Source organism: Mesorhizobium sp. P2_C7 (assembly GCF_056404515.1).
This window is the reverse complement of record NZ_JBFUDW010000004.1, coordinates 20007-46211: the sequence shown is the minus strand read 5'-3', so window position 1 is coordinate 46211 and position 26205 is coordinate 20007. Positions and strand designations below refer to the sequence as shown.

27 protein-coding genes are annotated in these 26205 nt (G+C 62.9%); 12 read left to right on the top strand and 15 right to left on the bottom strand.

Features of this window, described 5'->3' with window-relative positions; translation table 11 throughout:
- Window positions 1–14 precede the first annotated feature (14 nt).
- Both AC1D2G_RS10235 and AC1D2G_RS10230 read right to left on the bottom strand, forming a co-directional pair.
- On the bottom strand, window positions 15–3194 hold the full coding sequence (locus tag AC1D2G_RS10235; RefSeq protein WP_477413686.1) for an efflux RND transporter permease subunit: 3180 nt from the start codon (window positions 3192–3194) through the stop codon (window positions 15–17).
- Window positions 3188–3442, bottom strand: a complete 255-nt coding sequence (locus AC1D2G_RS10230; protein ID WP_477413684.1) for a hypothetical protein — start codon at window positions 3440–3442, stop codon at window positions 3188–3190. The genes AC1D2G_RS10235 and AC1D2G_RS10230 overlap by 7 nt, the downstream gene beginning before the upstream one ends.
- Window positions 3443–3702: 260 nt before the next feature.
- Between AC1D2G_RS10230 and AC1D2G_RS10225 the strand changes: the two genes are divergently transcribed.
- Window positions 3703–4293: a TetR/AcrR family transcriptional regulator gene (locus tag AC1D2G_RS10225; RefSeq protein WP_095091861.1), complete on the top strand. Its 591-nt coding sequence runs from the start codon at window positions 3703–3705 to the stop codon at window positions 4291–4293.
- A 330-nt stretch (window positions 4294–4623) separates the two neighbouring features.
- On the opposite strand, the gene AC1D2G_RS10220 is transcribed toward AC1D2G_RS10225, so the two are convergent.
- The 6 genes from AC1D2G_RS10220 to AC1D2G_RS10195 all read right to left on the bottom strand — a co-directional run bounded on the left by AC1D2G_RS10220 (window position 4624) and on the right by AC1D2G_RS10195 (window position 10120).
- A complete protein-coding gene (locus AC1D2G_RS10220) occupies window positions 4624–5646 on the bottom strand; it encodes a LacI family DNA-binding transcriptional regulator (protein WP_457154341.1) in 1023 nt (340 codons plus the stop codon).
- Between the two features lie 123 nt (window positions 5647–5769).
- Entirely contained in the window at window positions 5770–6561 is a 792-nt protein-coding gene (locus AC1D2G_RS10215) for an ATP-binding cassette domain-containing protein (RefSeq protein ID WP_457154340.1), read from the bottom strand.
- 3 nt (window positions 6562–6564) lie between these two features.
- On the bottom strand, window positions 6565–7551 hold the full coding sequence (locus AC1D2G_RS10210; RefSeq protein WP_477413682.1) for an ABC transporter permease: 987 nt from the start codon (window positions 7549–7551) through the stop codon (window positions 6565–6567).
- Between the two features lie 114 nt (window positions 7552–7665).
- On the bottom strand, window positions 7666–8601 hold the full coding sequence (locus AC1D2G_RS10205; protein WP_095091864.1) for a substrate-binding domain-containing protein: 936 nt from the start codon (window positions 8599–8601) through the stop codon (window positions 7666–7668).
- 188 nt (window positions 8602–8789) lie between these two features.
- Complete coding sequence (locus AC1D2G_RS10200) at window positions 8790–8912, bottom strand: hypothetical protein (RefSeq protein WP_477413680.1); 123 nt, start codon at window positions 8910–8912, stop codon at window positions 8790–8792.
- 50 nt (window positions 8913–8962) lie between these two features.
- Window positions 8963–10120 carry a fumarylacetoacetate hydrolase family protein gene (locus tag AC1D2G_RS10195; protein ID WP_477413678.1) on the bottom strand — a complete coding sequence of 386 codons (1158 nt, stop codon included), beginning with the start codon at window positions 10118–10120 and terminating at the stop codon, window positions 8963–8965.
- 242 nt (window positions 10121–10362) lie between these two features.
- Between AC1D2G_RS10195 and AC1D2G_RS10190 the strand changes: the two genes are divergently transcribed.
- The 7 genes from AC1D2G_RS10190 to AC1D2G_RS10160 all read left to right on the top strand — a co-directional run bounded on the left by AC1D2G_RS10190 (window position 10363) and on the right by AC1D2G_RS10160 (window position 17150).
- A complete protein-coding gene (locus AC1D2G_RS10190) occupies window positions 10363–11646 on the top strand; it encodes an NAD(P)/FAD-dependent oxidoreductase (protein WP_477413676.1) in 1284 nt (427 codons plus the stop codon).
- 85 nt (window positions 11647–11731) lie between these two features.
- The gene (locus AC1D2G_RS10185; RefSeq protein ID WP_477413674.1) at window positions 11732–12616 is read left to right on the top strand and encodes an ABC transporter permease; all 885 of its coding nucleotides are present in this window, start codon (window positions 11732–11734) and stop codon (window positions 12614–12616) included.
- On the top strand, window positions 12613–13482 hold the full coding sequence (locus AC1D2G_RS10180) for an ABC transporter permease (RefSeq protein ID WP_477413672.1): 870 nt from the start codon (window positions 12613–12615) through the stop codon (window positions 13480–13482). The genes AC1D2G_RS10185 and AC1D2G_RS10180 overlap by 4 nt, the downstream gene beginning before the upstream one ends.
- Window positions 13467–14531 (top strand): ABC transporter substrate-binding protein, encoded by a 1065-nt coding sequence (locus AC1D2G_RS10175; RefSeq protein ID WP_457153033.1) that lies wholly within the window; start codon window positions 13467–13469, stop codon window positions 14529–14531. Before AC1D2G_RS10180 ends, AC1D2G_RS10175 begins: the two co-directional genes overlap by 16 nt.
- 204 nt (window positions 14532–14735) lie before the next feature.
- Entirely contained in the window at window positions 14736–15344 is a 609-nt protein-coding gene (locus AC1D2G_RS10170) for a cupin domain-containing protein (RefSeq protein ID WP_457153034.1), read from the top strand.
- On the top strand, window positions 15334–16419 hold the full coding sequence (locus AC1D2G_RS10165; RefSeq protein WP_477413670.1) for an ABC transporter ATP-binding protein: 1086 nt from the start codon (window positions 15334–15336) through the stop codon (window positions 16417–16419). The genes AC1D2G_RS10170 and AC1D2G_RS10165 overlap by 11 nt, the downstream gene beginning before the upstream one ends.
- Window positions 16420–16796: 377 nt before the next feature.
- Window positions 16797–17150, top strand: a complete 354-nt coding sequence (locus AC1D2G_RS10160) for a SnoaL-like domain-containing protein (protein ID WP_477413668.1) — start codon at window positions 16797–16799, stop codon at window positions 17148–17150.
- A gap of 99 nt (window positions 17151–17249) precedes the next feature.
- Here the strand turns inward: AC1D2G_RS10160 and AC1D2G_RS10155 are convergent, their stop codons facing one another.
- The 3 genes from AC1D2G_RS10155 to AC1D2G_RS10145 are packed head-to-tail and all read right to left on the bottom strand — an operon-like array spanning window position 17250 to window position 18651.
- Complete coding sequence (locus AC1D2G_RS10155; protein ID WP_477413666.1) at window positions 17250–17729, bottom strand: SRPBCC family protein; 480 nt, start codon at window positions 17727–17729, stop codon at window positions 17250–17252.
- A complete protein-coding gene (locus AC1D2G_RS10150) occupies window positions 17726–18082 on the bottom strand; it encodes an ArsR/SmtB family transcription factor (protein WP_477413664.1) in 357 nt (118 codons plus the stop codon). The genes AC1D2G_RS10155 and AC1D2G_RS10150 overlap by 4 nt, the downstream gene beginning before the upstream one ends.
- 5 nt (window positions 18083–18087) lie before the next feature.
- Window positions 18088–18651, bottom strand: a complete 564-nt coding sequence (locus tag AC1D2G_RS10145) for a dihydrofolate reductase family protein (RefSeq protein WP_477413662.1) — start codon at window positions 18649–18651, stop codon at window positions 18088–18090.
- 154 nt (window positions 18652–18805) lie between these two features.
- Here AC1D2G_RS10145 and AC1D2G_RS10140 point away from each other — a divergent pair, with 154 nt between their 5' ends.
- A complete protein-coding gene (locus AC1D2G_RS10140; protein ID WP_477413660.1) occupies window positions 18806–19162 on the top strand; it encodes an ArsC family reductase in 357 nt (118 codons plus the stop codon).
- A gap of 179 nt (window positions 19163–19341) precedes the next feature.
- Here the strand turns inward: AC1D2G_RS10140 and AC1D2G_RS10135 are convergent, their stop codons facing one another.
- From AC1D2G_RS10135 to AC1D2G_RS10125, 3 genes are read right to left on the bottom strand one after another with little or no spacing between them, the layout of a single operon-like run.
- On the bottom strand, window positions 19342–19698 hold the full coding sequence (locus AC1D2G_RS10135; RefSeq protein WP_477413658.1) for a DUF488 domain-containing protein: 357 nt from the start codon (window positions 19696–19698) through the stop codon (window positions 19342–19344).
- A 21-nt stretch (window positions 19699–19719) separates the two neighbouring features.
- Complete coding sequence (locus tag AC1D2G_RS10130) at window positions 19720–20976, bottom strand: aminopeptidase (RefSeq protein WP_477413656.1); 1257 nt, start codon at window positions 20974–20976, stop codon at window positions 19720–19722.
- Window positions 20977–21002: 26 nt separating this feature from the next.
- Window positions 21003–21971: a LysR substrate-binding domain-containing protein gene (locus AC1D2G_RS10125; RefSeq protein ID WP_477413654.1), complete on the bottom strand. Its 969-nt coding sequence runs from the start codon at window positions 21969–21971 to the stop codon at window positions 21003–21005.
- Between the two features lie 95 nt (window positions 21972–22066).
- Here AC1D2G_RS10125 and AC1D2G_RS10120 point away from each other — a divergent pair, with 95 nt between their 5' ends.
- From AC1D2G_RS10120 to sbmA, 3 genes are all read left to right on the top strand, one after another.
- Complete coding sequence (locus tag AC1D2G_RS10120; RefSeq protein WP_477413652.1) at window positions 22067–22291, top strand: hypothetical protein; 225 nt, start codon at window positions 22067–22069, stop codon at window positions 22289–22291.
- A 263-nt stretch (window positions 22292–22554) separates the two neighbouring features.
- A complete protein-coding gene (locus AC1D2G_RS10115) occupies window positions 22555–23712 on the top strand; it encodes a YbfB/YjiJ family MFS transporter (protein WP_477413650.1) in 1158 nt (385 codons plus the stop codon).
- 113 nt (window positions 23713–23825) lie between these two features.
- A complete protein-coding gene (sbmA, locus tag AC1D2G_RS10110) occupies window positions 23826–25085 on the top strand; it encodes a peptide antibiotic transporter SbmA (RefSeq protein ID WP_477413648.1) in 1260 nt (419 codons plus the stop codon).
- A gap of 30 nt (window positions 25086–25115) precedes the next feature.
- Here the strand turns inward: sbmA and AC1D2G_RS10105 are convergent, their stop codons facing one another.
- The gene (locus tag AC1D2G_RS10105; RefSeq protein ID WP_477413646.1) at window positions 25116–26123 is read right to left on the bottom strand and encodes a polysaccharide deacetylase family protein; all 1008 of its coding nucleotides are present in this window, start codon (window positions 26121–26123) and stop codon (window positions 25116–25118) included.
- Window positions 26124–26205 lie beyond the last annotated feature (82 nt).

Genomic DNA, 26205 nt, shown 5'->3' with positions numbered 1-26205 from the left:
ATTAGTCTCCAATCTTATTCGGCCGCTTCCGCCAGGGGAGGGAAGGCGGTTTCGGCAGTTGGTTCAGTGTGTTCGTCAGCGGCGGGCTCGTCATTGCCGCCGCGTTCGCGCAGCTGTTCGATGACCGCGTAGAAGACCGGTACGAACACCAGCGACAGGATGGTGGCCGCCACCATGCCGCCAAAGACGGTGGTGCCGATCGACTGACGGCTTGCGGCACCGGCTCCGGTGGCGAACATCAGCGGCAGCACGCCGAGGATGAAGGCGAAAGCCGTCATCAGGATCGGCCGCAGCCGCAGCCGTGCCGCCTCCATCGCCGCGTCGACGATGCTGAGGCCTTCCTCGCGTCGTCTCCTGGCGAATTCGACGATCAGGATGGCGTTCTTGGCCGCCAGGCCGATCAGCATGACGAAGCCGATCTGCGAGTAGACGTCGATCTGCATGCCACGCGCCCACAGCACCGCGAACGCGCCGAACAGGGCGAGCGGCACCGCCAGCAGCACCATGAACGGCATCGCCCAGCTCTCATACTGCGCCGCCAGGATCAGGAAGACGAAGACGATGGCGAGGCCGAAGACGACGGACGCGATCGATCCTGCCTTGAGTTCCTGGAAGGTGATGCCGGTCCATTCGAAACCGAAATCCCTGGGCAGTGCCGTGGCGGCGGCCCGTTCCATCGCAGCAACCGCCTGGCCCGAGGAGAAGCCCGGTGCGGCACCGCCATTGATCGAGGCCGACGCGTTGTTGTTGTAGTGCGGCACGGTTTCGGGGCCGACGAACGGCACGAGCTTGCCCAGTGTGCTCAACGGCACCATGCCGCCGGAGGCATTGCGCACATAGAGCCGTGAAATGTCGGCAGCGCCCGCACGTGCATCCTTGTCGGCCTGGATGGTCACCCGGAAGGTGCGGCCGAACAGGTTGAAGTCATTCACGTAGAGCGAACCGAGATAGATCTGCAGCGTGTTGAACACATCCGGCAGGCTGAGGCCGAGCAGTTTCGCCTTGCTGCGGTCGAGGTCGTAGTTGAACTGCGGCGTCGAGGTCGAGAACGGCGAGAACAGCTGCTGCGGATTGATCTCGGGCTGCTTGCGCGCCTCGGCGATCACGGCTTGCGTCGCGTCATTGAGGGCTGAACTGCCGCGGCCTGTGAGATCCTCAACAACGAATTCGAAGCCGCCCGTGGTCCCGATACCGGGGATCGAGGGCGGATCGAAGCTCAACGCGAAGGCTTCCGGGATCTGCAGCAGCTTGCCGCGCACATCGGCGACGAGCTTCGACGCGCTCTGGTCGGGACTGCGTTCCTCCCAGGGCTTGAGGATGGCGAATTCGACCGCCGAGTTCGACTGCGCCGCACTGGTCAGGAAGTTCAGGCCGCTGATCGAGCCGACGATGTCGACGCCGGGTGTCGCCTGCAGGATGTCGCGCGCCTTTTGCGCCACGGCGTCGGTGCGCTCCAGTGAAGCGCCGTCGGGCAGCTGGATGACGACGAAGAAGTAGCCCTGGTCCTCGACCGGAAGGAACGTCGAGGGCAGGCGCTGCCAGACGAAGTAGGTGGCGACAAGTCCGGCTGCAAACAGGCCAAGCATGATCCAGCGCAAGCGGATGAGAATGCGCACGCCGTGGGCATAGGCATGCGACAGCCGGTCGAAGCCCGTGTTGAACCAGCGGAACAGCACGAACTGTGTTGGCTGGCGATGCCGCAGGAAGGCGGCACTGAGCGCGGGGCTCAGCGTCAGTGAATTGAAGGCGGAGATGCCGACCGAGATCGCCACCGTCAGCGCAAACTGGTTGTAGAGCTTGCCGGAGACGCCGGGAATGAAGGCGACCGGCACGAACACCGCCATCAGCACGGCAGTGGTGGCGATGATCGGACCGGTGACCTCGGCCATCGCGGCCTTGGTCGCCGCCAGTGGCTTGAGCCCTGCCTCCAGCTGTCGTTCGACGTTCTCGACCACCACGATGGCATCGTCGACGACCAGGCCGATCGCCAGCACCATGCCGAGCAGGCTCAGCATGTTGAGCGAGAAGCCAAGCATCTCCATGACGACGAGCGTCGCCACAAGCGACACCGGAATGGCGATGGTCGGGATGATCGTCGTGCGCCAGCTCTGCAGGAAAATGAACACCACGGCGACAACGAGGACCAGCGCTTCACCGAGCGTGATCAGCACGTCATGCATCGACGCCGAGACGAAGCGGGTCGTGTCGTAGTGCATCGCATAGGAGACGCCCTTCGGGAAACGGGCCGACAGTTCCTGCATCTTGTCCTTGACGCGCTGCTGAAGATCGAGCGCGTTGGAGCCGGGCATCTGGTAGACGGCGAGCACCACGGTCGGATCCTTGCCGAAGAAGGCCGACGATGAATATTGCAGCGCGCCGAGCTCGATGCGGGCGACGTCGCGCAGCCGCACCAGCGAGCCGGTGTCGGTGTTGGCGCGCACGACGATGTCGCCGAACTCCTTGGGATCGCTCAGGCGGCCGACGGCGTTGACCTGCATCTCGAAGGCGGTGCCGGCCGGGGCCGGCGATTGGCCGATCTTGCCGGCCGCCACCTGGACGTTCTGCTCGGCAATCGCATTCTGGACGTCGACGGCGGTGATGCCGAGATTGGCGAGCTTGTCCGGATCGAGCCAGACGCGCATCGAATAGCGCCGCTCGCCGAAGATCTGCACGTCGCCGACACCGGGCAGCCGCTTCAGCGGATCGACCACCTGCAGATAGGCAAGGTTGCTCAGCGCCACCGGATCGACCGAACTGTCGGGCGAGGTCAGGTTGACGATAAGGACGAAGTTCGGATTCTGTTTCTTGATCGTAACGCCGCCCTGATTGACGATCGCCGGCAGCGACGAGGCCGCTTGCGAGACGCGGTTCTGGACGTCGACGGCGGCGGTGCTGAGCGAATAGCCGACATCGAAGGTGATGGTGATGGTCGAGGAGCCGTCATTGGAGCTCGTCGACGACATGTAGGTCATGCCTTGCACGCCGTTGATCTGCTGCTCCAGCGGCGTCGTCACGGTGTCGGCCACCACCTGCGCGCTTGCGCCCGGATAATGGGCGCTGACCACGACCTGCGGCGGTGTGATGTCGGGAAACTGCGAAACGGGCAGCAGGAAATAACAAATCGTCCCGGCGAGCACCATGATGATGGCGATCGCCGAGGCGAAGATCGGACGATGGATGAAAAAGTTTACCACGAAACACACGCCTCCCCGGCCGCTCTTGCCTTGCCGAAGGCGCTGGCAACCCTGGACAGCCTTTGGCCGCGCCCGTCACCGGGCTCTCCCAGCGAACGCAGCAACGGCATCTCGCTGTGCTGCGCATCGGCGAGCGAGCGCAGCATCCTTTCGAAGGCGCGCGGGTCGACGCCATCTGCTTTCATGACCAGCCGGATCATCGGATCCCGGACGGCTTCATCTATGGTAAGATCGCGGCGCTGTGGCATTGGCCGGCTCCTTGTCTGTCGGTTCGCAGCCCATGCTCACGAACCGTTTTCATCTCTTCACCGGCCGAGGCCGCATGAACTGCAATTGTTCGCCCATCTCGCTGAGGTCCCTCTCGATCTGGCAGGACCAGTTCACGGTCTTGTGATTGACGGAGGGCGACATAGGTGTTACCAGTAAGTAACATTCGTGACGTTACAGACCGGTAACACCCTAGTCAAGAGGCGTACCGAGGGATTTTTGGGAAACCAAGGAGGTTTTGATGGAAGACGGCACTGTGGAACGCGTTCGTCCCCGGGACAGGATCCTGGAGACGGCGCAGGACATGTTTCACAAGCATGGCATCAAGGGCGTCGGCATCGACGCCATCACTGAGGCCGCCGGAACCAACAAGATGACGCTCTATCGTCATTTCGATTCCAAGGACGATCTCATCATCCAATGCCTGCGCGCCACCGCCTGCAAGGCGGGTGCGATCTGGGAGAAATTCGAGATACAGCATCCCGGCGACAAGCTGGCGCAATTGCATGCCTGGGTTCGCATGGCCGCCGATTGCCTGACGGCTGACGGCCGCGGCTGCGACATGGCCAACGCAGCCATCGAGCTGACCGACGCGGATCATCCGGCCCGGCGCGTCATCAAGGAACTCAAGGAAGCCCAGCGCGATCGCCTTGTCACGCTGTGCCGGGACGCTGGCATCGGCCAGGCCGAGCTGCTTGCCGATACGCTGTCGCTTCTGCTTGAAGGCGCCCGTGTCAGCGTTCAAAGCGTTGGTACCGAAGGCCCCAGCGCGCAGTTCGTCCGCATGGCTGAAGGGCTGATCGTCTCCTTCCGCGGCACTGCTGCCGGCTGAATTCTCCCCGGCAATCTATTCGATCTCGTGACCGAGAATGGACGATCCGTCACGCCTTTGGCGTGAGCGCCATTGCAATCGCCACTGACTGGAACGAAAAAAGCCCGCTGCCGGGAGGAGGTGGCAGCGGGCTCGATTTCGAGTGTGGCGCGGGAGGAGGTGCACCCCACTCAGCGTCGGCATCGCATCTGGGAGGAGTAGATGGCCGACAACTGCAAATTAGGGGCTGCCCAATGATTCGGCAATCGTGGATCGTGCATAGCAGCTGTGCAGATTCGCTGTATCACCCGCGAAAGTTGCCGAGTGTGACCGGAAAAGCGCAGGCAAGCTTCACTGCACCGGAACGTTTTCCCTGAAGATCAGGCGCGGCTCGATGAACTTCCGCGTCAGATAGGGCGCCGAGGATGCAATCGAGCCGAGCAGGCGGATGACCGACTGCTCGGCGATCAGCCTGGCATTCTGGTCGATGACGACATCGAGCAGGTCGTCGACCAGATAGCCCCGCGTGTCCTTTGTGAGGTCGTGACAAATGAACACCGGCTTGCGGTTCGGCCTTAATTCCCGGATCGCCTTTGCAACGCCCGAATGTCCGGCTCCGACGCAATAGATGCCGAGCAGTTCGGGCTCGTTGTGCAGCGCCTTCATGGTCTCGGCATAGCTGACGTCGGGCTCGTCATTGATCTCGACCGCGCTGCTGACGGTCAGGTTGGGAAACTCTTCGTTGAGCACCGAGCGGAAACCCATTTCGCGCTCTTCGTGGCCGCGATAGGAGCGCGAGCCGACGACCATCGCCAGATGGCCGGTGCGACCGCCCAGGAAGCGTCCCATCAACAGCGCCGCGGTTCGTCCCGCCACCCGGTTGTCGATGCCGACATAGGCCGATCGCGGTGCGGCCGGGACATCCGATACCAGCGTGACCAGGCGCATGCCGGCGTCGACGATGTCGCGCAGGATGTTGCGTGTGCGCGGATGGTCGACGGCGATGACACCGACGCCATTGGCCCTGAGCGAGAGGTTTTCGACGGCGGTCTGCAGCGCGCTCGGCGAGATTCCGGCGAGGTTGTGGATCCGGCACGAGGCGACAAGCGGCAGCCGCGCGGCGTAGTCCTCGATATGTCCGGCGAGATCGCGCATGAAGGCATTGCTGCCGATCGGCAGCAGGAATTCGAGATGGGCGGGCCGCGAGGGCAGCGTCACCTGATCGGCGACCGGCAGATAGCCGAGTTGCTTGGCGGCCTCCATGACGCGCTGGCGGTTGGCGGCACTCGCACCTGGCCGGTTGTTGAGCACCCTGTCGACCGTTGCTGTCGACAGCCCGCAATTGCGGGCGATATCCGAGACGGTGGCTTTCATGCCCTAACCCTATGTCCCGATGCGATGCCGCGCCAGTCGAGCGATGCGATTTGAGGTGACGGCTGATTGCCGCCCATCAGCCGGACAGTCATTCGGCCGCCTCGACAAGACGGCTGTCCGGACTCAGTGCGATGGCTTGCCATCGGCGATGGCATCGCGGATTTCCTTGTCCGACATGCCGGTGATGATCCGCTCGACTTCCGCCACGCTGGTCTTCTTCGGGTCGATGTCGTCGGCGACCACCTTGCCCCGGCGCATGACGACGATGCGGTCGACCACCTGGAAGACATGATGGATGTTGTGGGCGATGAAAATGCAGGAATGACCGGAATCGCGGGCGTTGCGCACGAAGCTCAGCACGCCCTGTGTTTCGGCGACGCCGAGATTGTTGGTCGGCTCGTCGAGAATGATGAGGTCGCTGTCGAAATGCATGGCGCGCGCGATCGCCACCGCCTGCCGCTCGCCGCCGGAGAGCGAGCCGATCGGTGTCGTCGGCGGGATGTTCTTCGAGATGCCGACCTGCTTGAGCAGGTCGCGTGCGACCGTGTTCATGGCGTCCTGGTCCATCCGATTGAGGAAGCGCGGYGGCTTGATCGGCTCGCGTCCGAGGAACAAATTGCGGGCGATCGACAATTGCGTGACCAGTGCCGAGTCCTGGTAGATCGTCTCGATGCCGTGGGCGATGGCGTCGCTGGTGTTGCGCAAGCTCACCTTCTTGCCGCGGATGAAGATGTCGCCGCTGGTCAGCGGAACGGCGCCCGAGAGCACCTTGATCAGCGTCGACTTGCCGGCGCCATTGTCGCCGAGCAGGCCGACGATCTCCCGTTCATTGACATGGAAACTGGCGTCCTCGAGTGCCTGCACGCGGCCATAGGACTTGCGGATGTTCTGCATGCGGATCAGTGGCTCGGCCATGGTTCAAGTCCCTGCCTGATGCCGGCGTTCCAGCCATGAATGGAGCGCCATCATGCCAAGGATGATCGCACCGATGAAGATGTTGTAGGCAAGGCCCGGCACGCCGATCAGCACGATGCCGTTGCGCATGACGCGCAGGATCAGGATGCCGAGCACGGTGCCGATGATCGTGCCGCGCCCGCCGGTCAGCGCCGTGCCGCCGATCACCACCATGGCGATGACTTCCAGCTCATAGCCGGTGCCGCTGTTGGGGTTGGCGGCCGAGGTGCGCAGCGAAGAGATGACGCCGGCAAGCGAGGCCATCAGCGATGACAGCACGAACAGGCCGATCTTGACGCCGCTGACATTGACGCCGCGGGCGCGCGCCGCATTGGGATTGCCGCCGGCCGCCTGGATCCAGTTGCCGGTGCGGCTCTGCGTCAGGACATAGCCGAGCGCGATGGCCGCGGCGATGAACCAGAACAGCGACATGTAGATGCGGAACGGTCCGATGAAGAAGTCGCCGACCAGCGCCTCCGCCAGCCAGCTGCCTTCGGCGCTCCAGGTGCGCTGCGGAAACCCGTCGGTGACGAAAAGGGCGGTGCCGCGCACCACCAGCAGCATGCCGAGCGTCACCAGGAAGGACGGGATCTTGAGCTGCGTGACGAACCAGCCATTGATCAGCCCGATGAAGGCGGCGACCAGCAGTGCCGCGACAAAGCCGACCTCAAGCGAAGTGAGGCCGCTGTTGAACAGCGTCCACATCAGCACCGGCGAGAAGCCGAACAGCGAACCGACCGAAAGGTCGAACTCACCCGATGTCATCAACAGCGTCATCGCCAGAGCGATCAGGCCGAGTTCGACCGTGAAGGCCAGCGTGTTCGAAATGTTCTGCGGCGACAGGAAGTCGTGGTTGATGCTCCAGAAAACGGCGATCTCGATGACGAGCAGCACCAAGGGGCCGAACTCAGGCCGCGCGATCAGGTGTTGGATGAGCGAACGATTTTCCACGAGCAACCCGCGATAGGATTGGAAAGGCTGAGCCTTGCACAGCGAAGGGCTCGGCGAAAACGGAGAAGTCAGTCGCGACCGCCGGGGCAGTCGCGACTGTTTGAGTTTGGAATCTTATTTGCCGGACAGGATCTTGTCGTAGACCGCGGCGGTATCCTTTTCGTAGAGCGCACCGGTGATCACGTTGAAGCCCGGAGGAATCCCGGCAGCGGCCATGTTGGCCAGGGAGAGGGCGACATAGCTGGTCGCCTGCGGGTCCTGCCATTGGCCTGCATTGACGTAGCCGTTCAGCACTTCCTGGGTGGTGTCGAGCGAATTGCCCCAGCCGACGACCGGAATTTCACCCGGCTTGATGCCGACCTGGTCGAAGACCCGCTTGATCGAGCCGGTCACCAGGTCGCCGAGGCCGATGATCGCCTTGACTTTGGCCTTGTTGGCGGTGAGGTAGTCGACCATGCGGTTGATCACTTCGGCCTGGTCAAGCGTCGCCTCGGTGATCTCATAGGTGATGCCGAGCGGACCGAAGACGCTCTTGATGCCTTCCTCTTCCTGGACGCCATAGGTGGCACCGGGAACCTCGACCGGCATCCAGACGAAGTCACCTTTCTTCACCAGGCCCTTGTCGACCAGATACTGCGCCCAGTGCTTGCCGAAGGTGACGTTGTCACCGCCGACATAGGCGTTGAAATTGGCTTTGGGATCTGGCGTGTTGAAGTTGATGATCGGGATGTTGGCCGCGCGGGCTTCCTTGACGATCTCGACAAGGCTGCCCGGATCGGGGCTGGTGGTGACGATGCCGTCGGCCTTGGCGGAGAGGGCGGCGCGAACCGCTTCCTGCTGCGAGGCCACGTCGCCATTGTGGAACGAGGTGTTGACGGTGTTGCCGGTGTCCTTGGCCCATTGCTTCGCGCCGGCCAGGAAGTAGGTCCAGACTGGGTCAGCCGGGCCGCCATGCGAAATCCAGTAGAAGGTCTTGGCCTGTGCCGCTGCCGGAACAATCGTCAGCGCCACCAACAGGCCATATAGAACGAGTCTTAGCCGTGTCAGCATTTGATTTCCTCCCGTTTGTAGATGGTCAGTTCCTTATCCGTCCCTTGTTCCGGCGACCGCCGGATCGCGTACTTGCCAGCGCCGGTTGGATGCGTCAGAGCATTCCCTTTTTCGACGGATGGCAAGCCTCCATCTGCAGATGTAGTGGGCGCCTGACGGGGCGCCATCAACGCTCCCATCAGATTGCATCAGTTGCGGTGGTTTTTCGCGGCGGTCGAAAGATTGGCGTCGACGATGCCGCCGGCGCCGACGTGGATCACTCCGGCAACCTCCGCCATCGCGCCCACCAGCACCAGCGTCAGCCGCCGCACCTTGGCGGTCGGAATGCCGGCGTGGACGGCGGCGTGCGAGCAGAGGCCGTTTAGATAAGCTTGGCCCCGGCGAGTTCGCGCATCAGATGGCTGGCGCCGTAGGTCCAGTGCGGGCAGTCGGGCGACAGCCGCACGCGGTTGACCAGCGCCCCGAATTTCTCCGACGAGATCGTGACGATGTCGCCGACCTTGTGGGTGAAGCCCTTGCCCTTTTCGCCGCGATCCTTCGACGGCACGAACATGGTGCCGAGATAGAGCGCCAGCCCGTCCGGATACTGGTGGTGAGGGCCCATGGCGGCGGCAACCAGCTCTTCCGGCGAGCGGCTGATCTCGGCCATCGAGCTTGCGCCCTCCAGCGAGAACCCGTCCTCGCCTTCGACCTTCAGGCGCACGACGGCCCGCTTGACGTCATCGATCGAGAATGTGTCGTCGAACAGCCGGATGAAGGGACCGAGGGCGGCGGAGGCATTGTTGTCCTTGGCCTTGCCGAGCAGCAGCGCCGAACGCCCTTCGACGTCGCGCAGATTGACGTCGTTGCCGATGGTGGCGCCGACGATCCTGCCGCTGCCGGCGGCGATCATGGCGATCTCGGGCTCGGGGTTGTTCCAGGTCGACACCGGGTGCAGGCCGACATCGGCGCCGAAGCCGACCGAGGCCATCGGCTGGCACTTGGTGAAGATCTCGGCATCGGGACCGATGCCGACTTCGAGATATTGCGACCAGGCGCCGCGTGCGATGAGCTTGGCCTTGATCTCCATCGCTTCTGGCGAACCGGGCTTGAGCTTCGACAGATCGTGGCCAATCAGCCCGGCAATGTCGGCGCGGATTGCGTCGGCTTTTTCGGCCGAACCGCGCGCCTGTTCCTCGATCACCCGTTCGAGCAGGCTGACAACGAAGGTGACCCCCGAGGCCTTGACCGCCTGGAGGTCGACCGGGGACAGCAGATACGGCTTGTTCGCATCGCGCGTGGCCGCAAAACTGTTGGCGGCGACGGCATCGAGCGAGCCGATCGGCTTGCCCTTGGCCGACCGCACATGGCCGGCCGGATCAGGCATCCCGCAGACATCGCGCACGGTCGGTGCCGCGCTCGACGTGATGTCGAGGACCGTGCCATCGCGCACCGTGACCACCATGGGGTACGAGACATCGCTGCTCCTGGCGCGGCCGACAAAAAGGCCTTCAGCGGGCAGGTGCGTGGGGTTGGTCATGGCGTTCGGTCCTCTGAAATGATCGACAATGCGGGCCGGCCGCATCGGCGCGGCACTTTCACCGGATTCCGGTCAAAGGTCTATCCCGTTGGCTGGCAATCTGCATTGCCGTGTTCGATCGGCAAGTGCCTGGTCCGAACGGTCCGTTGGCGTTGGTCCAAATGTCAGGGCCGCAAATACTATTTCAAAACTGTGAAATTCTGACTAGAGTTTTCATTCATCGCAGCCCATCCAGGTGACCCTTGCCCGCACCGTTCTCCGATCCCGTCTGGCGCAAGCCGCAAGCGGCCTCCAGGTTTCAGTCGCTGTTTGCCGGCGGCGGACCTGTCGATGTCGTCATTGTCGGTGGCGGCATCATGGGTCTGTCGACGGCTTTGCATGCGGCCCGCTCTGGCATGTCCGTGCAGGTGCTGGAGGCCGGCGACATCGGCCGCGGCGCCTCGGGGCTCAATGGCGGGCAGGTCATTCCCGGCCTGAAATACGATCCGGAATGGCTGCTCGCGCATTTTGGCCCGGAGCGCGGCGAGGCGCTGGTCGATTTCGCCGCTTCGACCGCGGATGCCGTGTTCGAACTGATCCGCGATGAAAAACTGGCGGTTCCCTTCGTCCGCGATGGCTGGATCCAGGCGGCGCACACCGAGGTCGCGCTGAAGGCGGCGGCAAACCGTGACCGGCAATGGCGGGCGCGTCGTGCCGACGTCAAGCTTTTGAGTGAGGCCGAGATCGCGGCGATGACCGGCGCTCGAGGGTATCTCGGTGGCTGGCTCGACCGCCGCGCCGGTGTCATCGATCCGCTCGCTTACACATCGGAACTGGCCCGGGTCGCAGCGGCGGCCGGTGTCGGGATAGCGGAGCGCCAGAAGGTCGCAAAGCTCGTCAACGCCGGCGGCGTTTGGCGTGTCTCGACCGAAAGCGGCGCTGAATTGCAGGCGAAGGCGGTCGTGCTGGCGACCAACGCCTATACGGATGGTTTGATCCCTGGCCTCGCCGAGACGATCGTGCCGCTGCATTCCTTCCAGATCGCCACGGCACCGTTGCCGCCCAAGCTGGCGGCCACGATCCTCCCGGAAGGGCAGGCGGTGTCGGATTCGCGTCGCATCCTCGTCTACTACCGCAAGAGCGCCGATGGCCGTCTGGTGCTGGGCGGGCGTGGCCGCATGGCCTTGCCGACGAGCGCCAGTGACTGGGCGCATCTCGAGCGGGCGCTGCGGCGGCTCTATCCCGGCCTGTCCGGTGTCGCCATCGAGAAGCGCTGGTTCGGTCGGGTGGCGATGACGCCCGATCACCTGCCGCACATCCACGAGCCGCAGCAAGGCCTTGTCGCCGTGGTCGGCTGCCAGGGCCGTGGCGTCGGCCTGATGACGGCGCTTGGCGAGCGCATCGCGACCTATCTTTCCGGTGGCGACGCCAGGCAGTTGCCGTTTCCGCTCACGCCGATCCGGCCGATCCCGTTCCACGCCTTCCGGCAGGTCGGCGTTGCCGCGACCATCGCCTGGTATCGCCTGCTCGATGCGCTGGAGCGTTGACGCAGCATGCCAGCGGGATTCCGCTTGACAGTTTCATGAATATGAAAAATTCTCAGGTAATTTCAAAATTTCGATGAGCAGGTCGATGTCGACCATTGTTGCAACGCAAGCGCCAGAGGCCCGGTCTTCATCGGGCTTTCGGGTGGCCATGTTGCTGCCGGGCGCATTGGTCACCTTCCTGCTGATCCTGTTCGCCCTCGGCCTGGTACTTTTCCTTGCCTTCCGCAACAACGACGGTTCGCTGCTCGGCACCGGTTTCAGCCTGGCGAATTTCGCCACCGTGCTGTCCGATCCGCTGTACTGGACGGTGACGCTGCGCTCGCTTGTCATTGCCGCGCTGGTGACGCTGGCCACCGTCGTCACCGCCTATCCCGTTGCCTACTACCTTGCCTTCCATGCCGGACGGCGGCGCGGCCTGCTGCTGTTCCTGGTGACGCTGCCGTTCTGGACCAGCTATCTCCTGCGCGTCTTCGCCTGGAAGATCGTGCTCGCCTACAATGGCGTCTTGAACTCGGCGCTGATCGAAAGCGGCATCTGGTCCGAGCCGACATTGGCCTTTCTCAACACGCCGGCCGCTGTCGTCGTCACGCTCGCCCACGCCTATGCGCCGTTCGCCATCCTGCCGATCTATGTGGCGCTGGACACCATCCCGAAGTCGCTGATCGAGGCCGCTTCCGATCTCGGCGCCAGACCCTTCACATCTTTCCGCCGGGTCGTGCTGCCCAACTCGATGCCCGGCGTGCTGGCGGCCGCACTCGTCGTCTTCGTGCCGACGGTCGGCGACTATGTCACGCCAGCGCTCGTCGGCGGCCCGGCCAGCACCATGATCGGTACGCTGATCCAGGCAGAGTTCGGCAAGGCCAACGACTGGCCGTTTGGCGCCGCGCTCGCCGTTGCCGTCATGCTGGTCATCCTTGCCGTGGTGCTGGTCGCACGCTTCACCGACCGCAGATTTGGCAGCCGCACATGAGCATCGCGCACACGCAGGGTGCCGGCCGCTGGCTTGGCGTCTATGTCATCGCCTACCTGGTCTTTCTCTATCTGCCGGTGCTGCTGATCCCGCTGTTTTCCTTCAACAACTCGATCCAGGCAGCATTTCCGCTTCAGGGCTTCACCTTGCAATGGTACACGACGCTCTACGGCAATTCGGTGCTGTCCGGCGCGCTCGTCAACAGCCTTGTCATCGCAGCGATTGCCGCCACGGGGGCAACGCTGTGCGGCATCACCGTGTCCTACATGGATCTCTATGGCCGCTCGCCGCTGGCCGCCGTCATCAGCGCTGTCGCGCGGCTGCCGATCCTGATCCCGGGTGTCATCGTCGGCATATCGCTGCTGATCCTCATCAACCTCATCGGTCTCGGGCCGTCGCGCATTGCCATCGTTCTCGGCCATATACTGGTGGCGCTGCCAACGACGGTGGTGATCATGCGCAGCCGCTTTGCCGCCATCCCAAAGACCATTCGCGAGGCGGCACTCGACCTCGGCGCTTCCGACTGGACGACCTTCCGGCGGGTGATGCTGCCGCTCAGCCTGCCGGCCATCGTCTCGGCCTTCATGCTGGCCTTCCTGATCTCCTTCGACGAGTTCATCGTCGTCTTCTTCCTCGCCGGCACCGAGCCGACGCTGCCGCTCTACATCTGGAGCCAGCTTCGGTTCCCGAAATCGCTGCCGACCGTCATGGCGCTGGGCACGTCGATCCTGGCCGTCTCCTTCGTCATTGCTGCAATCGCCGAAATCCTGCGCCATCGCGGCCTGTCCGCAACGGCGCCACGACCCGCGGATCCATCACAACCAAAACAAACCAAGAGAGGAGAACTGCAATGGCATTCGACCTGATATCTGGAAAGATGGCCCGGACCGGCCTGGCCGCCCTGGCTTTGGCGCTGTCGTCGACCGTGGCTTTCGCCGGCGACAAGCTGCAATATTTCACCTGGTCGGGTTATGAGCTGCCCGACTTCAACAAGAGCTTCCTTGCCGCGCACCCCGATGGCGTCGAGGCCTCCATCTTCGGTGACGATGATGACGCCTTCACCAAGGTCAAGGCGGGCTTCCGCCCTGACATCGCCCATCCCTGCTACGACAAGGTGGCGCGCTGGAACAAGGAAGGCCTGCTGCAGCCGATCGACACCAAGCGCATCAAGAACTGGGATTCGATCTTCCCGGTGTTCAAGAACCTGCCCGACCTGCAGGCCGGTGACGGCAAGGTCTGGATGGTGCCGTGGGACTGGGGCAACACCTCGATCCTCTACCGCACCGATCTGGTGAAGAACCCGGAAGCGAGCTGGAACCTTTTGTGGGACAAGCAGTATGCCGGTCGCATGGCGACCATCGACGCCGTGCATGACACGCCGATCGTTGCGGCACTTCTGGCCGGCGTCAATCCGTTCGACATGACGCCGGAGCAAATGGACAAGGTGGCGGAGAAGCTGCGCGAGCAGCGTCCGCTGCTCTCCAACTACACCACCGACATGACTTCGGTCGAACAGGCGCTGGCCAGCGGCCAGCTGGTCGCCGCCATGACCTGGAACGCGTCGGCCACCTCGCTGAAGAAGCAAGGGGTGCCGGTCGAGTTCATGAAACCGAAGGAGGGCATGCTGACCTGGTCCTGCGGCTTCGTCATGCTCAAGGACGCCAAGAATGTCGATCTCGCCTATGATTTCATCAACAGCCGGCTGGACGCCGACTCGGGCAAATACCTGATCGAGTCCTATGGCTATGGCAGTTCGCTGAGCTCTGCCTTTGCCACCGTGCCGAAGGAGGATTTGGAAAAACTGCAGCTGCCGTCCGACCCGGAGGTGATGCTGAAGACCACCATCTTCACCGGACCGATGAAACAGAATGACGAACTCGCCAAGATGTTCGAAAAGGTCAAGGCAGGCGGCTGAGCCTGGTTCTTCCTTCTCCCCTTGTGGGAGAAGGTGTCGCCGAAGGCGACGGATGAGGGGTGTTCCAGCTTGGCAAAGACGGTGATCCGTCCAACACCCCTCATCCGTCTCTGCGCTGCGCGCCGATCCACCTTCTCCCACAAGGGGAGAAGGGAAGCCCAGCAAGCGCCCCGCCCAAAAGTTGACTGCAACGAGGACGAATGCATGGACATGCTGGACGAAGCGGCTGAAAAGCCGAAGGACGATGCCGATGTGCGGGTTGGCCGGCGCGTGCGGGCGCTGCGGCTTGAGCGCAACCTGTCGCTGGCCGATCTGGCCGCCAGGGCCGGCGTGTCGATCGGCGCGCTCAGCCAGATCGAGCGCGGCATGTCCTCGCTGCGCGTCAAGGTGATCTGGCCGCTCGCGGCCGCCCTCGATATCGAGCCGTCGGCGCTGATCGCCGACGGCAACGATGCCGTTAGCGATCTCTATTGCGTGCGTGCCAACAGCCGCCGCGCCATTCCGGTCAAATCTGAAGGCATTGCCAAGGCGCTGCTGTCGCCGCCGGGTGCGACGCTGACTGGCATGCTCGTGTCGGTGGAAGCAGGCGGCGGCACCGCCGAGGCCTATGCCCATGCCGGCCATGAATTCGGCTTCGTCGTTTCGGGTGAGGTCGAACTGGTGGTGGATTCGACGAACTACGTGCTGAAGACCGGCGACAGTTTTGCGTTCAAGAGCACGCTTTTGCACGCCTTCCGCAATCCGGGCGCCGAGCGCTGCCAGATCCTCTGGGTCAACACCACCAAGCCGTCCGAGGTTCGCGATGGCGCCTGATCCTCTTGTCCGGCTGCAGGCGGTCTCGAAGATATTTCCAGGCGGCATTGTCGGCCTCGACGCCGTCGATCTCGACATCGTCCGCGGCGAGTTTCTCACCCTGCTTGGGCCGTCGGGCTGCGGCAAGACCACCAGCCTGCGCGTCATCGCCGGCTTCGAAAGCCCGTCAAGCGGCAAGGTGCTGCTCGACGGCCGTGATATCACCGCACTCAGGCCCTACGACCGGCCAGTCAACACCGTGTTCCAGGACTACGCGCTGTTTCCGCATATGAACGTTGCCGAGAATGTCGGTTTCGGCCTGTCCTTGCGAAAACTTTCCGGCGCCGAGCAGGCAAAACGCGTCGGTGAAGCCCTCGATATGGTCGGTCTGGCCGACAAGATCGGCGCACGCGTCTCCGAACTGTCGGGTGGCCAGCGCCAGCGCGTGGCGCTCGCCCGCGCCATCGTCTGCGAGCCGCGCGTGCTCTTACTCGACGAGCCGCTGTCGGCGCTCGACGCGCATCTGCGCGAACAGATGCAGGTCGAGCTGAAGCGGCTGCAGTCGCGGCTCGGCACCACCTTCGTCATGGTCACCCACGACCAGACCGAAGCGCTGTCGATCTCCGATCGCATCGTCGTCATGAACAAGGGCCGCATCGAGCAGATCGCGCCGCCGGCAACGCTCTACGATCGGCCCGCGACCACATTCGTCGCCAGTTTCATCGGTACCATGAACTTGTTGCAGTCGCGTTTTATCGGGCGCGATGGCGACCGCTTGCGGTTCGCCGCCGGTGCCTTGCCGCTCGAAGCGACCTCCGAAACCGGCGAAGCTCCGGCCGAGGGCACTATCCGCACTGTCGGCGTGCGGCCCGAGGATTTGCTCACGGCCACCGAGGCGGCACCCGGTACGGCGCCAGCGCGCGTCAACAGCATCGTCTTTCACGGCCGCACGTTGCGCCTGCATGCCGAACTCGGGCAGGGCGCACCCGTTGTCATCGACGCGCCGCGCCAGGCCGACGGTTTTCAATTCAGCGTCGGCGATGTGGCGCATATCAGCCTGCGCCGGGGTGCCAACTGCCCTATGCTGCCAAGCTAGTTTCACCGACATTGGCCGCCACTCCTCGATGTCAACGGCATCGTCGGCTACGGGGCGTAGGCGTGGAAATTCCACGCTTGACTCGAAGCGAAGTTCCTGTTTTGTTCTTTGTCGTACAAGGCAGGAGCGTACTTCTGCGGGCGTATGCGCATGTATCTGCAAGGCAAAATCGACTTCGGCATTCCAAAGCCGTCATGGTGGCCTAAACGGCCGGCCGCTGAGGGCGATGTGATCCGCCGATCGCTCCCTCAAATCGTCGTCACATACCCCGCGCGATATCATCATCCTGACATGGCTTGTCAGCTACCAAGCGGATTGATGATGGCAGGCAGCAAGCTGTCCCCTAATTGCAATGCGTCAGAACAGGAGGAACACAAATGACCATCGCGGAAATTGCCAAGGATTTCACCGAACTCCTACAGCAAGGCGACCACCACGGTGCCGCTGAGAAATACAATGCCGACGAAATCGTCAGCTACGAAGCCATGGAGGGGCCGATGGCCGTCTCCCATGGCAAGGAGGCCCTCAAGCAGAAGGGCCAATGGTGGCAAGAGAACCACGAAGTCCACGGCGGCTCGGTCGAAGGCCCCTATGTCAACGGCGACCAGTTCGCAGTGCGCTTCAAGTTTGACATAACGCCCAAGGCTACGGGCGAGCGTGTCACCATGGATGAGGTCGGCGTGTACACGGTCAAGAACGGCAAGATCACCGAAGAGCGCTTCTACTATTGAGGCCGGAAATAATACCGGACTCCGGGAGCCTGCTCACTTCGCTGCAGGCTTGAAAATAAGCATGGCGGCCGGGACGATAGCCCGGCCGCATGTGAGAGCTCAGATCGTCTTCACGTACTCTGCCAGTTGATCCGCCACCGTGCCCCAGCCATCGAAGAAGCCCATCTCTTCATGGTTCTTGCGGGTCGCTTCGTCGCGGTGGATGGCGGTGGCGGTGTAGCGCGTACCCTTGCCGTCCGGGTGCAAGGAAATGACCGCGGTGATGAACGGCTCCCCTGACGGCCGATAACCCGGCAGCAGCGCATCCGTCCACACCAACCTCTCGTTCGGCACGATTTCCAGATAGCAGCAATGGCGGTCGTTGACCTCCTTGCCGTCAGGCGACTGCATGCGCGTGCGAAACAGCCCGCCCGGCCTGAGGTCGATCTCGCAGTCGGTGACGGTCCACGGCTTCGGCGTGAACCACTGCTTGACATGGGCCGGCGTCGTCCAGGCTTTCCACAACAACTCGCGCGGCGCATCGACGACACGCTCCAGCACGAGGTCCAGCCTGGGGTCCGGCTTGAACGGATAGCTCATGCGTCTTTCTCCTTCAGGGTCATCACATAGGCGTCGAACTGGTCGAGGCGGCGCGCCCAGAGCGTGCGCTGTTCGGCCAGCCAGTTTTCGGCAAGCTTCAGCGGCTCCGGCGCCAGTTGATAGGTCCTGACCCGGCCGGTCTTTTGCGAACGCACCAGCCCGCAGCCCTCCAAAACCCGCAGATGCTCGATGAACGAGGGCAGGGCCATGTCGAAGGGCTGCGCGAGTTCGCTGACCGAGGCGGGGCTGCGGTTCAACCGCTCCACCACGCGTCGCCGCGTCGGGTCCGACAGGGCGCGAAAGATGCCGTCGATTGGTGGCGGTGTTTGTGTCGCGGATTGCAGACTTGTCATGGCGATCACCGCTCGACACGATAGGTGAGCACCACGGCGCCGTTGGCGAAGGAGCGTGTGTCGACCAGCCTGAGGTCCGTCGCGTCCTCGGTCCTGTCGAAAAGCTGCGTGCCGCTGCCGAGTATGACCGGGAACACCATCAGCCGGTATTCGTCGACAAGGTCGTGCTGCTTGAGCGCATTGACCAGCGTGCGGCTGCCGCCAACGACGATATCGCCTTTCAGATCCTGCTTGAGTTTACGGATGGCGGCCATCGGCTCGCCTTGAAGGACTGTCGTGTTGTTCCAGGCCGGGGTCTTCACCGTCGCCGACACCACATATTTCGGCATGCTGTTCATCCGATCCGCAAAGGCGCCTTTGTAGGTCGGCCAGGCGTCCGCGAAGCTTTCATAGGTCACCCGGCCGATCAGCAGCGCTTCGTGGTCCAGTACCTCTTGGAATTTGTACTCGATCTGTCCGGCCTCGTGGCGTTTGCCGACCCAGTTGGTGTGCCGGTAGCCCGGCTCGCCTCTCGGCGCTTCCATCACGCCATCGATGGAGATGAATTCCGATACAACGATCCTGGCCATGGTCATTCCTTTCCGGCTTTGGCCATTACTTAGGAAAATTCCTTAGTGTTGGCAACAGCCAAAATTCGAAGGATGCCAACCAGGGGTGCTAGCGAAGCGGGAAGGGCGGTTCTAGGCTGGGAGCGGATTCGACTGTCAGTTTGGGGAAGTGCGCTTGACGATCACAATGTGCGGCATCACCACCTGCGACACGATCAGGAAGGCACGCGTCTGGCTGGAAGGTCATGATGTGCCCTATCGTTTTCACGACTACAGGGTGGAAGGGCTGGAGGCGAAGCGGCTGGATGGCTGGGTCGGCAAGGTTGGCTGGGAAATTCTGCTCAACAAGGCAAGCACGACCTTTCGCGAATTGGCCGACACGGACAAGCAGAACCTCGACGAGAAGAAGGCCAAGGCGCTCATGCTGGCCAAGCCGACCATGATCAAGCGGCCGGTGCTGGACCTGGGCGACAGGATTCTGGTCGGCTTCAAGCCGGATGTTTATCAGCAGGCGGTGGGCAGTTTTAAGTAGGAGCAGCAGGACGGCGAAGCTGCCGATCTCCCCCCTTGCGGGGGAGATGGCCGGCAGGCCAGAGGGGGGTGGGAAGGATCGCCAACCGTTGGTTGTTCCAAAATCGAACTTGTCTGAGGCACCTCCCCCGCAAGTGGGGAGATCGACCAATCGCCACCGTTGCAGGGAATAGGCGCCCTTCAATCCGACTTTCTGAGATACGCCGCCAGCGCCACCGCATTGTTGTGCGCCTCGTCATTCGCACCATAGAGCAGCGTGACCCTTCCGGTGTCGAGCAGCGCACGCAACTGCCCGACCACCTCTGCATTCCCGTCCAGCTCAGCCCGATATCGCTTCTGAAACTCCGCCCAGCGCTCCGGCGCATGGCCGAACCATCCGCGCAACCCGTCGGTCGGTGCGATCTCCCTCAGCCATAGCGCCAGCACGGCCTCTTGCTTGCTGACGCCGCGTGGCCAGATCCGGTCGACCAGAACCCGTTGCCCATCGTCGGGCGCCGGCGGCTCGTAGATCCGCTTTACCGCCAGGTCGAAGGCCATCGGACCCTCCTCAAGTGCCTGTCAGGCCCACTCGCCCTTGCGCATCACCGGCACACGGGCGCCATCCTTGTGGACGCCATCTATGTCAATCTTGTCCGAGCCGATCATCCAGTCGATGTGGATAAAGCTCTTGTTGCCGCCGCGTGCGGCGATTTCGTCCTGGCTGAGCGAAGCGCCATCGACGAAACATTTCGAATAGCACTGGCCGAGTGCGATGTGGCAGGCGGCGTTCTCGTCGAACAGCGTGTTGAAGAACAACAAGCCGCTGGCCGCGATCGGCGAGGAATGCGGCACCAGCGCCACCTCGCCGAGTCGGCGCGCGCCCTCGTCGGTGTCGAGCACCTTCTTCAGCACGTCCTCGCCCTTCGAAGCCTTCGCCTCGACGATCCGGCCCCCCTCGAAACGCACCGAGATCTCGTCGATCAGCGTGCCCTGATAGGACAGTGGCTTGGTCGAGGAGACATGGCCCTCGACGCGCCTGGCATGCGGCGTGGTGAAGACTTCCTCGGTCGGGATGTTCGGGTTGCAGGTAGTGCCGTTCTTGGCGGTCGAGGCACCGCCCATCCATTCATGGCCGTCCGCCAGCCCGACGGTCAGGTCGGTGCCCGGCCCGGTGAAATGCAGCGCATGGAAATTGTGGCCGTTGAGCCATTCGGTGCGGCCACGAAGTGCTGCATTGTGCGCCTTCCAGTTGCCGATCGGGTCTTCGACGTCCACCCGCGACGCCGCAAAGATGGCGTCGGCGAGCTTCGCCACGGCAACGTCGTCGGCATCATCTGGGAAGACCTGCCTGGCCCAGGCGAGATCGGGGTAGGCGACAATGTTCCAATTGATATCGAAGCCGGTGATCTTCTCCAGTGCCGGCTGATAGGCCATCGAATTCGCCTTGTTGGCGCGCGCTACTTTCGCCGGATCCTGCGCCGACAACAGCGACGGATCCTCGCCGCGCACGGCAAGCCGCGCCGCATTGTTGGCGAAGGCCTTCGCCATGCCTTCATAAAGCCAGCCGGCGGCGCGGTCGAAACTGGCATCGGCGCCGAAGCGATAGCGCGCCAGCGTCATCTCGTCGTCGTTGAAGATCGGCGTCACCAGCCCGGCGCCGGCCTTGTAGGCATGCTCGACGATCCGTCTGGTCAGCGGCAGCGCCGCGATCGACGACGTCAGCACCAGGTCCTGTCCGGGTTGCAACTGCAGCCCGACCTTGATGGCGACTTCCGCCAGCCTGTCGAGCTTCACCGGGTCGATCGATGCGGCAACGCCGCGCGAATGTGTGGTCATGATCCTGCCTGCCGTAGTTTGATGTCTCACTCTACATAGACCGGTGCCACGGTGCTTTCCACCGCGATCCCACCTGTGGGTGCGGTGGCCGCATTCGGCGACCCGAACTGTGCCATCGTCGCCTCGATCTCTTCCTTGATCCAGGCCTTGAAATCCCGGACCTTGCGGTTTTCGGCCTTGGCCGAGGAGGTCACCAGCCAATAGCCGAGGCCGCTCTGGGCGCGGATTCCGAACGGCGCCACGAGCCGGCCGTCGGCCAGCGCATCGGCGGTGAGCAATTGCCAGCCGAGCATCACGCCATGGCCGGCGATCGCCGATTCCAGGCACAGCATCGGATCTGTGAAGCGCGCGCCCTTCAGGAAGGTGACGGGTGGAACGCCGGCTGCCTCGAACCAGCTTTCCCAATTGATCATGGCCCGTTCGTCGGTGATGGCGCAGGTCTGGGCAAGATCCTCGATCGATTTCAGTTTTCGGGCGATCGCCGGGGCGCAGACTGGGAAAACTTCCTGGGCCAAAAGCAGTTCCGCCCTCCCGCCCGGCCATTTGCCGTCGCCGAGCCGGATGGCAATATCGATGTCGGAGTGGTCGAGATCGGCCAGCCGCACCGAAGCATCGATGCGCAACAGCACGTTGGGATGCCGTGCGAAGTGACGCGACAGCCGCGGCAGCAGCCATTTCGAGGCAAAGGCCGGCGCCACCGAAACCACCAATGTGCATTGCGTCGCCTCGTCGGCCAGCGCCACGGCGTGGGCAAGCTCGCGAAACCCCGCACCGAGGCGGGCCGCGAACACGGCGCCGAACTCGGTCAGCACCAGGCCGCTCGCCGTTCGCTCGAACAGCGCCTGGCCGAGCTGCTTCTCGGTACGGCTGATCTGCTGGCTGACGGCGCTGACGGAAACGTTGAGTTCTCCGGCGGCCGCCGCGAGCGAGCCGAGACGGGCGACGGTTTCGACGGCGCGAAGCCCGTTGAGATGGACGCGATTGAGCATGGCCATTTGAGTTTTTCTAAACCGATCCGGCTGAAATCTCAATTGAAAGACACATCGCAACGGCACACTTTACGGAGGGAGCCAGACCCGTGGAGCCGAAAATGCTGAGCATGTTGTCATCGCTGAAGATCTTATTCTCGACCCATGCTCCGCAAGAGCCAAGCCGGGAGAGCGTGACGCAGAGATGGCTGACCGATCCGCTTTCGCATCCTGTGTTCAACACCATGTCGGAGCGCGAATTGGGTGATGTGCCGTTCAGGCTGACGGCGCTCCGCACGGTGCACGAGACTGCTTCATTGCATGCCGGTTTCGGTGGACGCCGCTGAGAGCCTGTTTGGAAATTCTACTCTGGCGGCCATCCGATGGCGTTTTCTGCGCTTCCGTTGCTCACGGACCAAATGTCCGCTGCGCTACGGTTCTCGAAACCACCACCATATGACTCGCCAGAGCGAATTTCGAAGCAGTCTCTAAACGGACGCCTCGCTTTCCGGCTTAAGCAAAAGTCGAGGCGAGCGCCGCGCATTGCGACCGCGCTGGCCCAACCAAAGGTGGATTGTTTCACCGGCTCGCGCACTTATTGTGCACTGCAATGACACCCACCTCGACAGCACTGCGTTTCGCCATCGCGGGTATGATCGCCATGGCTGTTGCCATGGGCATCGGGCGCTTTGTCTACACGCCGATCCTGCCTGGCATGATGGAGGAGCTCCATCTGTCGCCGGCCGATGCCGGGTGGATCGCCTCCGCCAACTATCTTGGCTACCTCGTCGGCGCGATGGCGGCTGCGGGCGGTTGGGCGCAGGGACGTGAACGCATGCTGATGCTGGTGGGTCTCGGCGCCAGCACGGCCCTTGCTGCGTTGATGGGCCTGTCCGACACGATGGTCGCCTTTCTCGTCATCCGCTTTCTGGCCGGCCTGACCAGCGCGTTCGTCATGGTGTTCATGGCCAGCATCGTCTTCAGCCATATAAACGCTGCCGGCCGCGGCGACCTGCAGGCGTGGCATTTTGGCGGCGTTGGTCTCGGCATCGCGGTGTCCGCGGCGATGATGGCGGCGCTGGTCACCGAACATGCCGGCTGGGCGGCTGGCTGGCTCTGGTCGGCGGCAATTTCGGCCTGCGGTTTCGTCGTCGTCGCGCTGTTGGCGAACGAAGGCCCTCTCGCCAATGGCGACGCCACGCGCGAGCCGGCGCTTCCGAAGGACTGGTCGCTGATGAAGATCATCGTCGCCTACGGCCTGTTCGGTTTTGGCTATGTGGTCACGGCGACGTTCCTGGTCGCCATCGTCCGGCAAGGCGGCGGCAGCCGCGTCTTCGAGGCGATGGTGTGGATGGTAGCCGGCCTTGCCGGTTTTCCCTCGACCTGGCTCTGGCAGAAGATCGCCGCCCGGATCGGGCTTTACGCAGCCTATGCTCTGGCATGCTTCATCGAAGTTGCGGGCGTCACCGCCAGCGTGGCCATCGGCGGCCGCACAGGGCCGCTGCTTGGCGGCCTGCTGCTCGGCGGCACCTTCATTGCCATCACGGCACTTGGCCTGCAGGCCGCGCGGCAACAGGCGCCAAAAGCGCCGCGGCGTATCTTTGCCTTGATGACGGCGTCCTTCGGCCTTGGCCAGATCATCGGCCCGATCGCCGCCGGGTTGCTGGCGCAAATGTCGGGCGATTTCTTCCTCGCCTCTATTGCGGCCGCAGTGATGCTGGTCGTCTCCGGCGCCATCACATGGTCGGCTGCGCCAAAATCGCCATGATTGTGGGGTTGCTCGATGCCGGGCATCGGGTAGGCATTTGCTTTCAACCTAATATGTGACTTTATGCCCGCTAAACCCCGCTGATTTGCGCATCGACCGAGGAATCCCCCACAGTGTTCGTATCCTTCTTCCCGCAGCCGAAGCTTTTTTTCTCTTCGGCAGCCATCTGGAGCCTTGCGGCGATCCTGTTCTGGTTTTTCGGCGGCGAGCAGTTGGGCGCCGTTTTCGGACTGCCGCCGGCCGCGGCTGGCGCGCCCCCCATCATCGGCATCGCCATCCTTTTGTCGCCGCCGTTTCTCTGGTTTTATCTCTACTTCGCGTTTTGCGTGCTCGTCTTCTACGCGTTCTGGAGCTGGTATTCGCCGCATCCTTGGCAGCGCTGGTCGATCCTGATGACGGCGGTCATCCTGTTCTTCATCTATTTCAATGTGCAGGTCAGCGTCGCGGTCAACGCCTGGTACGGTCCCTTCTTCGACTATGTGCAGGGGCTGATGTCGGGGACTGGAAAGTCGACCAACGGTGAGTTTTACATCGGGCTGGCCGATTTTTCGTGGCTCGCGCTCGTCGGCATGAATGTGCAGGTGGTCAACGCCTTTATCGTCAGCCACTGGATCTTCCGCTGGCGCACCGCGATGAACAATTATTTCGTCGAGAACTGGGGCAGGCTACGCCATATCGAGGGCGCCTCGCAGCGTATCCAGGAAGACACGATGCGGTTCTCGCAGATCATGGAGGATCTCGGCTCGAGCTTCGTCCAGTCGATCATGACATTGATCGCATTCCTGCCGGTCATGATCCAGTTGCAGGCTCACATCAGCGAGTTGCCGATTGTCGGCGCGATCCCGCAGCCATTGGTTGTCGCAGCCCTGGCCTGGTGTCTGTTCGGGACGATCTCGGTGATGATTGCCGGGCTGAAACTTCCGGGACTGCAGTTTCGCAACCAGCGTGTTGAGGCCGCCTATCGCAAGGAACTTGTCTATGGCGAGGATCATGCGGAGAGGGCCCAGCCAGCTACCACCGCCGAGCTGTTCGCGAACGTTCGTCACAACTATTTCAGGCTCTATTTCCACTACATATATTTCAACGTGGTCCGGTATACGTATCTGCAGGCCGACAACATCTTCTCGCTGCTGATCCTGGGGCCGTCACTGGTGGCGCACAAGATAACCTTCGGCGCACTGAACCAGATCTCGAACGCATTCGGCAAAGTGACGAGTTCGCTGCAGTTTCTGCTCACCTCCTGGTCGACCATCGTCGAGCTGCAATCGGTCCACAAACGCCTGCGCGCCTTTGAAGCGACGCTGCAAGGCGAGCCGCTGCCGCCGATCGATCAGCGCTATCTGGAACGCCAAGGCGCCGAGGACCCGGCTTAAAGAGCTCAGGTTTGGAACCGGGTTGGCGGCTCAGCCGCCAACCGATGCCTGTGTCTCGCCGGCTTTCTGCCGCGAAACATAGTCGCGAAAACTGATGCATTCGACATCGGCCTTGACGCAGACCTCGCCGGCGAAGCGCTCCAGCGCGTTCCAGTAGGCGCCGTCATTCATCAGGGCGAAGTGGAAGCCGAGTTCCAGCGGAATGCGCTTGCCCTGATATTGCGCATCGAAGGCGGCGCGAAAGGCATCATAGGTTCGGTTGGCGAACTCGTCCGCCTTGCTCGGCCGCTCGAAGCCGCCGGAATGTCTGACATAGAGATTGTAATCCATGGCGATCACCGGCCTCGATTTCGGTCCTTCCGGAATCTGCGGCAGTGAAAAGTACATGATGCCGTGGCTGGCCGTCGGCCGGGCAGGGCCCTGTGAGACACCGCTGGCGTCGAATTGATAGCCGGCCGCCGGCAACGCCTCGTAGAGCGCCTTGCCCGTCGACAAATACGGCGCGCGGAACCCGACCACTGCATGCCTTGCGAAATCCCGCCAGCCCTCCGGCTCGGGCGCGATGCCGTTGATCGCGTAGGCGTTCTCGAGAATGTGCTCGAACGAGCCGAACTCCTTCAGCCAGTCGGCCTTGCTCCAGTCCTTGCCGTCGAAATGGCCGCAGCCGTGGCTGGCGATGTCGTGGCCCTCACGCGCGGCAAGTCCGATCTGCTCGAGCCGCTCGCCCACTTCCTGCTTGGAGGCGGCAAAGCCGATGTTGGATTTGCCTGATGTCTTGCCGGGCGCCGTGTATTCCTTGCGCGTCTCCGGCGACAGGAGGAACACACAGGACAGAAAGTAGGTGAAATGCGCGCCGGTGCGCTGCGCCAGCGCGCGGCTGCGCTTCCATTGCGAAATGTCGCGGGCGCTGTCGAACGAGATGATGACGACCTGCCTGGGCTTTGCCGGCGTCGGTGGCGCCGGCGGATCGGCCAAAGCCACACCGGCAGTGGCGAGCGAAGCGAGGGAAAACGCTACAGCGCGGAACGGACGATACATCGGCAATCTGATCTTAACTCGGAGGATGTCTGGAAGCCGGCTATCGCGCAAATGTGGCGCGGGTACGATTGGCCTTTTGGGC